Source organism: Burkholderia sp. Se-20373 (assembly GCF_017104705.1).
GTDB lineage: Bacteria > Pseudomonadota > Gammaproteobacteria > Burkholderiales > Burkholderiaceae > Burkholderia.
In genome coordinates, this window is record NZ_JAAGPH010000012.1 from 15,321 (window position 1) to 28,632 (window position 13,312).

The window sequence follows — 13,312 nt, forward strand, 5'->3', positions numbered from 1 at the left end:
GACGCGTTGACGAGCTGTCTATGGATGTTCGAGATCCTGCGCAGAGAGCACGAACTTCAGCCCCGTCGCCCTCTGCTCGCTTGGATATCCTCGAAACAAGCCGAGACGTCTCCGTCAACGCAGGCAACAGGATCAGAAAATGTGTCGCATGCCGACCCGCAGCGCCAGTTGGTTCCGTCCGGACGAAGGACCGAACAATGTGATTTGCGCTTGCGCGCCGTTGCCTGACGTGCGCTGGAACGCAGCAGTCGCGTATATGTCCGTTCGCTTGGATAGGGAATAATCGAACGTCGTATTGACCTGCTGCGCCTTGTTTCCATTAAGTACCGCGTTTCCGTCCATGAACTGATAAGCCACTTCGATACGCAGGAACGGGTTGACGGGATACATGCCACCGACCTCGTACACATTCACGGCTCCGCCAGTTGCCGTATTTCTCGTATTTGTATAGAGAAGGTCCACATAGGCCGGCCCGACAAACACACCGCCACCGAGGCCAAAGGTCCGGATGCCAGAATTCCCGTTGTTCATGGTCGGGTAACGGACATACGTGTAGGCAGCGTCAAGATTGAACAGACTATTGCCATAGTCGATACCGAAGCTCTGCGAGCTATTTTGCGAGAATGCGCCCGCAACGCCGCCGAACCCGTACATGGCTCCAAAGCTGAATCCCTTGATATCCGGGCTCTCGTACTTGATCGCATTGGCGAGACGTTGACCGGAGACGCGGTCAAAATCGAAGCCGCCGGCCGGCAGGTTGGGAACGTTCAACGCGTTGAAGGGTCCTTGCCGGAGGTTCTGAAGGGTAATGACTGGGAACGCTGGGCCGTAACGCCGAATCGCCAGCGACGTGAACATGAAGTCGTACTGATTACCCAGCGTTACGCGGCCCCATTTTTCGTCTGCCAGTGCCAAATAAGTCAGTCGACCGAACGTGTTTCCGATCGATGCGCCCGTGCCCTCGTTGAATTGCCCTTCGATCACGAACGTTGCCGCCAACCCTCCGCCCAGGTCTTCCTTGCCGCGAAATCCGAACAAGTTCGGCGCCATCACACCACTACCGAAAGAGAACTGCCTGTTCCCTCCGACGTTGCTGACGTAATCGAGGCCTGTATCCAGCACCCCGTATATTTCGACGCTGCTTTGCGCATGTGCAGCGATCGACACGCATCCGAACGATGCTGCAACCGCAACAGTCAACGCAGCCGTCCTGCACTTGATTGCCTCCCCCTTCATCCCTGCTCTCCTCTCGCCGATCAAGATTGAACTTCGATAGCTGCACCCGATGGTCTGTCGTCTATGACCGGGCACGACTCGATCATCAAAGTCCAAAAGTCGTCCAGCCATCCAATTTCTGCACGATTAATCCGAATGACGAAGATGAGTACACCTACATCATTGCCGTCGAACTGAATTTTCTTGTCACTGCAATTGGGGCGCCGGACGACGCAGCGTGATCGCGGTATGAGAGATATCGGGGATGCTTGACGTCGGAATGTCGTCTGACTCGAGATCACGAACTTACGATACGAGATGGAGCGCGTGCATGTCTGGTTTCGGCGACGGTTCCACTTCGTACCGGAAATCGACGCCGAGGGGGCGATAGCGCACGAGGACTGCGAGTCCGGGATTGATATCCCAGGAGCGAGGAGTAGATGCACGGCAAAGAATTCGGGGGCACCGACCCAACCGTGCCCCCCCCCCACAAACCAGCTAAGTGCTTAACGCGCCACCAGCGCGAGCACCCGGCACGGGCTACCCGAACCGCGCTTGATCTTCAGCGGTGGCGTAATCAGCATCGATCCGGTGGGCGGCAAACGGTCCAGGTTCGCCAGGCTAGACAGGCCGAACTTGTTGCTGCCGTGCATCGTATGGTGACACGGGAACGGCTTCGCAAACGCGTAGGCCTGCCCGGCGTCGGTGCCGACGGGTTCCGTACCAAAACCGATTACATCGCGCTCCTTGGCCAAAAATTCCGGCAGATCCTCCGCCGGCCCAGGCGAATGGCCACCGTCCTCCCGCGTATTCAAGAAGCCCTCGGTCAAATTGCGCGACGACCAGCCCGTGCGCATCAGCACCCATGCACCGGCAGGAATTCGTCCGTGGACCTTCTCCCATGCCTCGACATCGGCAACGGTCAACAGGAAATCCTCATTTTCCTTCACCCGGTCCGAGACATCGATCACACACGCCGGCGCGATGAATTTCTGCACCGAGATGGTGTCCGTCGCACCGTCCGGGTAGTCCTTGCCCGTGATCCAGTGCACCGGCGCATCGAAGTGCGTACCGGTGTGTTCGCCGCACGAGAAGTTGTTCCAATACCAGTTCGGCCCGCGCTCGTCGAAGTTCGAGATCTCATCCAGGCGGAACGGAGCCGTCTGACCGTATTGCGGCGGCAGCCCGATGATCGGCGTGCGCGCCTGCAGGGTATGGCTCAAGTCGATGACCTCGATCGTACCCTGTGCGATCGCTTCTGAAAACTGCTGCAGGATTTTGCTCATACGTAGTACTCCTTCACTCTCTCTTTGTTACGACTTGAAAATCAGTTCCGACGTAGCCGTCGATGGTGCGCCCAACGCCTCATCGAGCAGCGCAATGCCGCGCGCCGGCTCATGGCCTCGTCGAGCATAAAACGCGCTGGCCGCGTCAACTGCAATGCGCTGCCGCGATATCGCTTCGCGAACGATCCCGGTCAGAGCATCGCCGCTGCTGGTCGACTCACCCGGTTCGGCTTGAGGACCGTCAGGCGCAATGCGGGATAAACCACGATGCAAATCGCAACGGTCGTGATGGCTTCCACGGGAATGATCTGTGCGAGCAGATAGTGCGAGGTGATCACCGCGACGATCAGTGTGACGACCCCTGCCCAATTGACGTTCTCCGCCGGTGCCCTCAAATCCAGCTCTTCCTTCGAGACACGCCTGACGATGAAAAAATCAGCGACGACAATGCCCGCAAACGCCGTCGTCAGCACCCCGAGGATCGTGATCCAGGAATTGACCAGCGCAAGAATTTTCCCATAGAGCATCAGCAATCCAATGATGTTGGCAAGAACCACGAACGTCAGTCGACCTGGCCTGAAATTTAGTACATCGAAAAGATTGGAAAGCGACAAGGACGCACTGTACGTGTTCAGCACCTGCGTCTTGCCCTGTGCAAGGACCATCAGCAAAGCCCCCATCACACCACCGAAGACCACGAATGCGGCGGTAATGCTGTCCGGGCTTTGCAGCGACGCGTGCATCGCGGCCTCCCTTGTCATACCGGCCGTATGCATGTAGAAATCCACGAGTGAAGGGATACCCGCGTACATGATCACACCGCCGAGTACGAGCATCAGCACATCCATTGACAGATTGCCCAGCAACGCAGCGATTCCAATGTCTCGCGACCGGCGAGCATATCGACCCAGATCGGCATCAACCAACGCAAGCGCGCCCGCGGATCCGATCAAGACGTTCACCGCGAAGATGAACTTTTGCATGTCGCTGCCTGCACCCATGGCCTTGAGCGTGTCGACCGGAAATTGCGATCCGAACGAGAACAGGTCGGCTGCAGAGTGCGGACTACTGGAAATGACCACTTCCATGATGTAGGCCAGCACGATCAGTGACAGAATCAGAGCGATCGACGAGACCCGAGCAACGAGCTTGAATCCATATGCCGTGAGGAACACCCAGAGGATCGTCATCAAGCCATAAATGACGATTCTGGCAGTGAGCGTATCCGCGATCCCCAGGTAGAAGATGAATCCCTCGTACAACAGCGCATTCTCGAGCGCCAGAAATCCGATGATCATGAACGCAAAAATCAGCGAAGAGACGATCGACCCTCTGCGACCGAACCCGAAGTAACGGGACATGACGGTGCTGGAAAGGCCCGATCGATATGCGACGTGGCCGCACGCCCAGCCAAGCAGCGCACCGACAATGGTCACAAGAACACCGGCGAGCAAGCCGATCTTGATACCGGCTACGAACGTAACCAACGCGCCAAAAAATAGTTGAACGAGGGATACGACGATGCCAGCCGTACTCCAGGTCAAAGACAACCATCCTTGCCGAGCATCGTCCGGCACGGGCTCCAGTGCGTGGTCCTCCATCTTCACGCTCAAACTTTCTTCCTTCATCTCTCGCTCCTGTTGATACTGCTAGTCACTCGCTGGCCCGGTGGCTCGAAGGTCACACCCAACATATATGTACGTATACGTACTATATGAAAAGTAGTCGGCCGATTTAATACTGTCTATAGGGGAAACCACAATTCGGATCAAACGACGTTAAACGGCAATCCCATCATGCTCATATTGGCTGCCTCCGTCGCTCAACTTGGTCGAAGTTGATTCCGCTTAAAAATCAAATCCTTCGCATTCCTATTCACAACATCGAGCGTTGTGCACACAATATGCCCCACCGCTCAATCGCAGAGCGTTACCCGGCGCCGTCCACAAACAGCATTGTCGACAAGGTAGTCATCTCGCGTCGGCGCGATCATGGCGTCTTCACCCGCGGATAGTCCATTGCGCTGCTTTTTCTTCGAGCACGGTAAGCGGCTCTTCAACAAAAGCGAGGCCGGTCGCATGCACGAAGGTAATGTCTTTGATACCAATCACGCCCAACACGGTGGTCAGGTAAGGGCGAAAGAAATCCGGTTGGCGAGGCGGCTCGTGGAACATCGCGCCGCCGGACGTAACCGCGATATACGTGGGGCGATCGCGCAACAAACCCACCTTGCCTTTTTCCGTTGCCACGAACGTTACGTCGCGGCGAACGACAAGGTCGATCCAGGTCTTGAGTGCGGCTGGCACCGTGAAGTTATGCACCGGGGTCGAGATCCACAGTACGTCCGCTGCGTCGAGTTCCTGAATCAGTTGATCGGAAACAGCAAGCGCCGCGCCATACCGCTCTCTTGCCTCCGCGGCAGGTAAAAGCAGGGATTCGGCATATTCGGCTGTAAGAGGCGGCAGCGGCTCGGTGCCGATCTTGCGCCGTGTCACCCGAATGTTTCGTCCGGTGCGGGCCATCAACGTAGGCAACAAATGCTCGGTGAAGTACCGGCTTGTCGAGTTGTCGTTCCGCGGGCTGCAATCAAGCAGAAGCAAATTTGTAGCGTTCATCAGTCAATCCGTGCTGAATCAAAACGGCGTTCAGGCTGACCGCGATTGAAGGCGATACACGCCGCGCGCTTCGCCTGTTCGGTGGCAGCCAGTACCGCTGGTGATACCGACGACCTGCATCAACGGGCGAGCGTATTCGCCCCTGCCTTCGCAATCCGGGCGTCTTCGCCAGGCTTGACACCCGAGACGCCAATGGCTCCCACCACCTGCCCGTCGACAACGACCGGAACTCCACCCTCCAGCGTCGCGACGAGAGGCGCACTGACAAATGCCGTTCTGCCGGCGTTGATCATTTCCTCGTACATCCGCGACTCGCGGCGCCCGAGCGCCGACGTACGCGCTTTGCCAATCGCCATTTCGGCGGCGATCGGCGCGCAATCGTCGAGCCGAAGCAAACCAAGCAGATGACCGCCATCATCGACCACGGCGATCGCTACCGGCCATTGGTTCAATTCGGCCTCTGCACGTGCCGCATCCATGATTCGTTCAACTTCTGCAACGGTCAAAACAGACTTTCTTTGCACCTTCGTTTCTCTCCAGTTGTTTCAGCGCCTCGACACTACGCCGTGGAACGGTATGGGGTGGATAGGCGTGAAAATGACATCGAACACGGGACCCGCTTGAGCCTATCGTCCGGCGACACAAATCGCGCCGCCATCCGGTTTCGGCAACATAAATCCCGTGAGCGAAAGAAAGATTCGGTAGCCCGCGTCACCAGCAACAATTGGCTGGGTATTGACGGGGCTACCTCGCCAGAGGGGCGCACAACGCCCTCGGGGCGCGACCGCGCTGGACGAGATGGCGTGTCGCGTTACAACCCATTCACGGAAGGCGTGCGAGCGCTGCGTCGAGTCCGGCGGACTCCTCGGGGAAAGTGATGCCCAGTTCACCGCGAAGGACGCTGCGCAGTTCCCGGACATCCGACAACTCCCGCTTGTGCGTTCCGGTTTGCTGATCGTGGATATGCAGCGTGCGGTTGAAAAGCCCGATACGCCTGCCCGGTGCAAGGCGCGCGCCAAGCAGGTTGCTCACGAACAGCGAGTTCGGATATGTCGACACGAAGTAATTCGACATTTCGTAGTCGACCGGGTACTGCGGGTCGAAATCGAAGCGGTACACCGGCTTCCACTGATCCTCGACCTGGACCTGCAGCACGAAGGCCGGCAAGCCTGCACGATCGACGCCGGCCTCGAAGGGAGAATCCTGAATCCTGAATACGCCGTGCGGTGTCGCCTGTTCGAGATTCGTCTGCAGCAAGAGCGGGGCGGACAGCGTCATCCCGCCGAAGCCGACATCGGCCAGATAGCGCTCCCCATCTATCTCGACAAGCAAAAACATGTGCGTACGCGGCGGCATGCCGAGTGACGCGTCATGACCCCAGAGCACGCGCGCCGCGTAGCTTCGTACTGTATAACCCAGGTGTCCGAGCACGCGTCGAAAAAGCAGATTGTGCTCGAAACAGTAACCACCGCGACCGGCTTGCACCAGCTTTCGTTGGATCGACGCGAGGTCGATTCGCACCGGTCGGCCGAGCAATACGTCGAGATTTTCGAAAGGGATGGCCTCGGGATGCAACCGGTGCAGTAAACACAACGTATCGAGGGTAGGTCCCGCCGGCGGCTCGGCCGACTGATAGCCGATACGCTCGAAGTATCCGGCAAGATCGAGGGCCTCGTGCGGTTCGGTCATTGCTTGCTCCATGTCACTTGAAAACTCGTTCTCGTATGCGTCGCAAGCATGCTTTCGTTAGCCTGCGAAAGCCTCGATCTGTTCGATTCGACCATTGTGCCCCGCCGGCTCAAAGCGACCCGCGTCCTTCAGCGTATCCTGCGGGCGTACACCGAATCGACGGCGATAGTGCGACGTGAAGTGACCGTAATGCTCGAAGCCCCAACGCAACGCCACTTCCGTCAGACGAGTCGTCGACGGATCGCCTGCGGTGAGTTCGGCGTGAACGGCCTTCAGACGCAGGTCACGCAAAAACGACATCGGCGACTGACCGTGCGTCTGGCGGAACGCATAAAAGAGCGCCCTCGGACTCACTCCGACGGTACGGGCAATCTGCTCCACGGAGGTCGCCTCAGCCAGATGCGCCCGCATATAGTCCTCGGCGCGCTTGACGTAGGCCGGCCTGACTGTCCTCCGGTCGCACATGTCATTCAGGTTTTCCGACCAGTTGCTCGGCTGCGCAAGCAACAGCGTATCGATCAGCAAACGTTCCCAGCGTTCGCAATAGGCGGGGCGCGCGAGCAAGTCGGGACACGCCGCACTTACCTGAAGAATATAAGAGAGCGTAGCCAGCCACGCCTGGCCGGCTGGCCCGAAAAGGCACAATTTCGGTTGAAAGCGCAAACCTTGCCTGGGAAGCAATTCGATATGCTCCATGCACGCGCGCTCCAGCGCCTTCTGTTCTATACGGACGACGATTTGTTCCAACTCGGCCGAAAATTGCAGCCGTATCGCCTCTTGTGGCGACAGGATGGCAGCAACATCGGGACTGCCCGACACCAGCTGCTTTCCGACCGAGTAGAGCGAGGTGCCGCGCACTGGCATCTGAACCAGCGTGAAACTTTCCAGCTCGTCACAGTCAATCTGGACTTCCGCTCCGTACTGCAGATAGAAGACGCGCAAACTGCCGATCTTGAGCGAGCGCAGCGCCGCGTCGATCTCGCCGCGGCCTCCGGCAACCGACATCTCGTGCGGCTTGATTGCTTGCCCTACCAGGTCGATCACGCTTTCTCGATTCATCCTGCCTTCGAAGTGAACGCCAAAATGCTCGAAGGCGTCCCGCGTGCCGTTGTACAAACTCGGATAAGTGTTCATGACATCCTCAGCTTCCCGGAGACGGACGGAGAGCACCGCTTCCAGAGACTGCCCGGTCCGGATGTAGCTCAGAGAATGCGGTTCCCGACCGTCACAACCACATCAACGCATGCATGGGTACGTCCCATTAAGTACGTGTACGTCGTATTTTTCTTTGAATTTAATCACCGAAAATTTGAGTGTCAAGACTATCGGAAACCCTCGAAGCGCCGTTCCGCATACGCTTTGGAATCAGGTCGACGCTATGCGTCCTTCCCTGGCTGCGAAGCGGCGGCGACTGAAGACTTCGGTACACCGCCCACGCCCCAGTGTGCGGCCGGCACCTCTTGCAGGATGACCCGCACCGACTCTCTCGGTGCATCCAGCGCGGTAACGGCTGCTTCAGTCAAACCGGCGATCAACGCTGTTTTCTCTGCCGTAGTCCGGCCGTCGATGAGCATGACCTGTATCAAAGGCACAGCCCTCTCCTTGATTCGATGGTTTTCGATTTGCCTGCACGGCAGCCGGAACGACGTTCCGGCGCTTACTCCGAGGAAAACACGGGAAGGTCGAACGCAGTGACGCGCGGCGGCTGCGCGAACTTCTCGACCTCGATCAGCACCGTTTGTGCGACCGATCCTTGTCCCAACCGGGATGTGCCCTTGTCGAGCGTCACTACGTTGGGGTTTCCGTGCTTCTCGAGAGAGCAATCGGCGCTGGCGTCTTCAGGGTCGAACCATGCCCCTGTCGCAATCTGAACGACGCCGCTCATCAAATCGCCGCTCACCCGCGCCGATGCGAGAAATGCTCCCCGATCGTTATGGACGCGGACGATATCGCCGTCTTCGATACCCCGCTCGGCCGCGTCTCGCGGAGAAAGACTCAGCACCTCTCTGCCGTTGCGCTTGAACTGAACACTGACCGGGCTGGGATCGAGCTGGCTGTGGAGCTTGCCGGCGGGCTGATTCGATAGCAAATGCAGCGGAAATCTCGCTGCCTTTTCGCCTCCGAGCCATTCGGCCGGTTCCAGCCATGTCGGATGCGGAGGGCAATCTTCATACCCATATTCCGCTATTCGTTGCGAAAAGAGTTCGATCTTGCCGGAAGGCGTCTTGAGACGATGTGCCGCGGGATCGGCGCGGAAATCCGCCAATAGCGCCGGCTCCAGATACTCGTCGCAGGACGGGAACTCATACGACCCTCGCTCCCAGAACGAATCGAAATCCGGCGGCGCATAGCCCAGACCGATCGCGCGTTCACGAGCTTGTGCATACATGTGGCGCAGCCACTCCATCTCGTTGCGTCCTTCGGTATAAGCGCTCCCGAAGCCCATCCGCTCCGACAGCTCCGCAAATACATCGAAGTCGTTGCGCGACTGTGCCACGGGGGGAATCACCTGATGCATCGCGATCCAGTGACGCTGCAATTCCGTCGCAAGGATGTCGTTGCGCTCCATGGTCGTCGTCGCCGGCAACACGACGTCGGCGTATCTGGCCGGCGGGTTCCACCACGGTTCATGCACGACCACGAAGTCCGGCCGGCGCCAGGCTTGCACGAACCGGTTGAGATTCGTGTTGTGATGGAACGGGTTGCCGCCAACCGAATAGATCAGCTTGATATCGGGCATTCGGATCGTCGCCCCGTCGTATTCGAGCTCGGACCCCGGATTGAGCAGCATGTCCGCCACGCGTCCAACCGGAACGTACGCGCGTACGGGATTGGGGCCAAGAGGAAACGTCGGACGCGGAATATCCCGAGGCCGGCGGACTGCAATCCCCGCAACGGCGCCGATACCGAAGCTGAACCCGCAACCCGGCTCGCCGATCTGCCCGAGCAGACTGGCCAGCGCGATCGTCATCCATACCGGCTGCTCGCCGTGATCGGCGCGCTGGACCGACCAGGCTGTCGCAATCAGCGTCTTGTGCGCCGCCATCCTGCGAGCAAGATCGCGGATGGTGTCGGCAGCCACGCCGCAGATGCGCGAGGCCCATGCCGCATCTTTCGGCACGCCGTCGGTTTCCCCAAGCAGATAACGCCTGAACGGCTCGAATCCCTCGCAGTAGACATCGAGGAATCGCTTGTCATGCAGGTTCTCGCTCACCAGCACATGCGCAAGCCCCAGCATCATCGCCGTATCGGTGTTCGGAACGATTGGAAGCCAGTCGGCCTTCAGCAGTTCGGACACGTTGTCGCGGGCCGGGCTGATGTTGATGAACTCGACGTTCGCTTGCGCTATGCGTGCGATCCACTGCTCGGCCTCATGGACCGCGGCGCCTCCTGCGTCGATCTGCATGTTCTTGACGTGGGCGCCGCCGAACATCACGACAAGTTCCGCATGTTCGGCAATATGCACCCACGGGACCGCCATCGACGTGACGTCGGACGAGCCGATCACATACGGCGCGATGTGCATCGCCGCGCCGAAGCTGTGATTGCCCCGTTTGTCGACGTAGCCGCCGAACAGGCCCAGGAATCGCTTCAGAACGCTGGGGGAATGGTGCAGCCGCCCTGCGCTGGCCCAACCGTAGGAGCCGCCGTATATCGCTTCGTTACCGAACTCGGACTTGACTCTGCGCAGCCCGTCTTCGACCAGATCCATCGCGACGTCCCACGTGACCGGAACGAACGGTTCCGCGCCGCGCCCCGCTCGAGACGCCTCCCGGCTCTTCAAATACCCGGCGCGAACGTATGGCTGATCGATGCGCAGCGGGCTGCGCACCATCTGCGGCAGTGCCTGGATCAGTGCAGGTGGGCCCGGATCCTCGTTGAACGCAGTCACGCCCGAGATTTCACCGTCCTTCAGGTGAACGTCATAGACGCCCCAGTGCGACGCAGTCTGAATCCGCTTCGAATCGCTCATTTTCCGACTTCCGAGAGTAAGACTGGGTCAGCGAATTGCCGTGATCGCTGAATTGGATTGCGCATTCTGAAGATCGAGCGCGACGTCGACGATCATGTCTTCCTGGCCGCCGACCATCTTGCGGCGCCCGAGCTCGACGAGAATGTCCACCGTCTTCAGATCGTAGCGGGCTGCGGCAGCTTCCGCGTGGCGCAGAAAGCTCGAGTACACGCCGGCATAGCCCAACGCGAGCGTTTCGCGATCGACGCGCACCGGCCGGTCCTGCAACGGACGGACGATATCGTCCGCGGCGTCCATGAGCTTGTACAGATCGCAACCGTGGTTCCAGCCCAGACGTTCCGCTGCGGCGATGAATACCTCCAGTGGTGCATTACCTGCACCGGCGCCCATTCCCGCCAGGCTGGCATCGATACGATCGCACCCTTCCTCCACGGCAACGATGGAGTTTGCGACGCCCAGGCTGAGATTGTGGTGGGCATGGATGCCGGTTTGCGTTTCCGGTTTCAGGACATCCTTGAACGCGCGGAAGCGATCGCGTACGTCGTTCATGCTCAGGGCGCCGCCCGAATCGACCACATACACACACGAAGCGCCATAGCTCTCCATGAGCTTCGCCTGCTCCGCGAGCTTTTGCGGTGTGTTCATGTGGCTCATCATCAGGAACCCCACCGCGTCCATCCCCAGATTGCGGGCATATTCGATGTGCTGCTTCGAGACGTCGGCTTCGGTGCAGTGCGTGGCGACGCGTACCACCCGAGCGCCGGCATCATAGGCGTTGCGCAAGTCGTGCACGGTTCCGACACCGGGAATCAGCAACGTCGCGACCTTCGCGTGCTTGACCGTATCTGCCACGGCTTCGATCCACTCGACGTCGGTGTGCGCCCCAAAGCCGTAGTTGAAACTGGAACCCGACAAGCCGTCGCCGTGGGCGACTTCCAGACTGTCCACCCGCGCATCATCCAGCGCCTGCGCGATCTCGCGAACGTTCTTGATGCTGTATCGATGACGCACGGCATGGCTGCCATCGCGCAGCGTGACGTCGGAAATGTAAAGCTTCTTGCTCATGATGCGGTCCTCAGGTGGCTTCTACCAGGCGCGTCTGCGCGAAACGCTCGGCACACGCAAGCGCGGCGGAGGTCATGATGTCGAGATTGCCCGCATAAGCAGGAAGGTAGTGCGCAGCGCCTTCGACTTCCAGAAAGACCGTGGTCTTCAAGCCCGACAACTTTCCGAGGCCCGGCACGTTCAACGGGTTCGCCGCGGAGATTTCCTCGAACTGCACACGCTGCTTCAGCCGGTATCCGGGCACATAGCCCTGGACGGACTCCACCATCTCGGCGATGCTTTTCTCGATGGCCTTCGTGTCCGCCATTTCCGATAGCGTGAACACGGTGTCGCGCATGATGAGCGGCGGCTCGGCCGGGTTGAGGATGATGATGGCCTTGCCGCGCGCGGCGCCGCCGATCACCTCGATCGCCTTCGACGTGGTCTCGGTGAACTCGTCGATGTTCGCCCGCGTGCCGGGGCCGGCCGACTTGCTCGAGATCGATGCAATGATTTCGCCGTAATGCACCTTCGCCACCCGCGAGACCGCCTTCACCATCGGAATGGTGGCCTGCCCGCCGCACGTCACCATGTTGATGTTCGGCGAATCGAGATGCTCGTCGATATTGATCGCCGGAATTACGTACGGCCCGATCGCGGCCGGCGTGAGGTCGATCACCTGAACGCCCTTTGCCTGAAGCAGTTCGTTGTGACGCTTGTGCGCACCTGCCGACGTAGCATCGAACACGATGCGGATGTCGCCGAAATTGGGCATCGCGAGGAGGCCGTCGATGCCTCCGGCCGTCACCGGTACGTCGAGACGCGCCGCGCGCGCAAGACCGTCCGATTGTGGATCGATGCCGACCATGGCGCCCATTTTCAGGGACTTGCCATGACGCAGGATCTTGATCATCAAGTCGGTGCCGATGTTGCCCGACCCGATGATCGCCGCTAGAACGCGATTCGCTGACACGATATTCTTCCTTTCGCTTGTGGGAAGTACCACGGACGCGGCGCCATGCCGGCCGCCGCGAACGTCGTGGAGTCCCCCCTTCACTTCAACTGATTGGCTTGTATGCCACGACCTTCATTTCGATGACGAGATGAGGATGCGGCAGCTGATGCACGGCCACGGTCGTGCGCGTCGGCCCTTCCACATCGAAGAATTCCGAGTAGACCTGGTTGTACAGCGGGAAGTCGTTCATGTTGACCAGATAGCTGCACGCCTCGACCACATCCTTCAGGTCGGCGCCGGCGCTGCGGAGGATGTCGCGAATGTTCTGAATGACCTCTCGCGTCTGTACCTCGATATCCGGTCGTGCTCTGCCCGACGAATCGAGTTCCGCGCCAGCAATGGTGTTGTCGGCGCGCCGGGAACTCGTGCCCGATACGAACAGGAAATCCCCTGCGCGCTTGATGTGCGGATACGCCCCGAGCGGCCGGGCTTTGCCCTCCACGACCGCCGCGCGCTTTTGGACTGTCTCTGTCAT

Annotated in this window: 12 protein-coding genes; all 12 read right to left on the reverse strand. The window is 59.4% G+C overall.

The genetic code is table 11. The features are described from left to right. Positions 1 to 132: 132 nt before the first annotated feature. Positions 133 to 1,236: a porin gene (locus tag G3N96_RS06725; RefSeq protein WP_241022518.1), complete on the reverse strand. Its 1,104-nt coding sequence runs from the start codon at positions 1,234 to 1,236 to the stop codon at positions 133 to 135. Positions 1,237 to 1,721: 485 nt separating this feature from the next. Continuing rightward, a complete protein-coding gene (locus G3N96_RS06730) occupies positions 1,722 to 2,501 on the reverse strand; it encodes a cyclase family protein (RefSeq protein ID WP_124671041.1) in 780 nt (259 codons plus the stop codon). Positions 2,502 to 2,692: 191 nt separating this feature from the next. After that, positions 2,693 to 4,129, reverse strand: a complete 1,437-nt coding sequence (locus tag G3N96_RS06735; RefSeq protein WP_124671040.1) for a cytosine permease — start codon at positions 4,127 to 4,129, stop codon at positions 2,693 to 2,695. Positions 4,130 to 4,501: 372 nt separating this feature from the next. Continuing rightward, positions 4,502 to 5,116 carry an NAD(P)H-dependent oxidoreductase gene (locus tag G3N96_RS06740; protein ID WP_124671039.1) on the reverse strand — a complete coding sequence of 205 codons (615 nt, stop codon included), beginning with the start codon at positions 5,114 to 5,116 and terminating at the stop codon, positions 4,502 to 4,504. Positions 5,117 to 5,235: 119 nt separating this feature from the next. After that, positions 5,236 to 5,640, reverse strand: coding sequence for a heme-binding protein (locus G3N96_RS06745; protein ID WP_124671038.1), 405 nt, complete (start codon positions 5,638 to 5,640; stop codon positions 5,236 to 5,238). Positions 5,641 to 5,938: 298 nt separating this feature from the next. Further along, a complete protein-coding gene (locus G3N96_RS06750) occupies positions 5,939 to 6,805 on the reverse strand; it encodes an arylamine N-acetyltransferase (protein ID WP_206136710.1) in 867 nt (288 codons plus the stop codon). A gap of 57 nt (positions 6,806 to 6,862) precedes the next feature. Then, entirely contained in the window at positions 6,863 to 7,939 is a 1,077-nt protein-coding gene (locus G3N96_RS06755; protein ID WP_206136711.1) for an AraC family transcriptional regulator, read from the reverse strand. Positions 7,940 to 8,181: 242 nt separating this feature from the next. Next, positions 8,182 to 8,397, reverse strand: coding sequence for a 4-oxalocrotonate tautomerase (locus G3N96_RS06760; protein ID WP_124671035.1), 216 nt, complete (start codon positions 8,395 to 8,397; stop codon positions 8,182 to 8,184). Positions 8,398 to 8,462: 65 nt separating this feature from the next. Then, positions 8,463 to 10,778 carry a molybdopterin-dependent oxidoreductase gene (locus G3N96_RS06765; RefSeq protein ID WP_206136712.1) on the reverse strand — a complete coding sequence of 772 codons (2,316 nt, stop codon included), beginning with the start codon at positions 10,776 to 10,778 and terminating at the stop codon, positions 8,463 to 8,465. A gap of 27 nt (positions 10,779 to 10,805) precedes the next feature. Then, positions 10,806 to 11,843 carry a 4-hydroxy-2-oxovalerate aldolase gene (gene dmpG, locus G3N96_RS06770; RefSeq protein ID WP_124671033.1) on the reverse strand — a complete coding sequence of 346 codons (1,038 nt, stop codon included), beginning with the start codon at positions 11,841 to 11,843 and terminating at the stop codon, positions 10,806 to 10,808. Between the two features lie 10 nt (positions 11,844 to 11,853). Continuing rightward, the gene (locus G3N96_RS06775) at positions 11,854 to 12,795 is read right to left on the reverse strand and encodes an acetaldehyde dehydrogenase (acetylating) (RefSeq protein WP_185733124.1); all 942 of its coding nucleotides are present in this window, start codon (positions 12,793 to 12,795) and stop codon (positions 11,854 to 11,856) included. 85 nt (positions 12,796 to 12,880) lie between these two features. Continuing rightward, positions 12,881 to 13,312, reverse strand: coding sequence for a RidA family protein (locus G3N96_RS06780; RefSeq protein WP_124671032.1), 432 nt, complete (start codon positions 13,310 to 13,312; stop codon positions 12,881 to 12,883).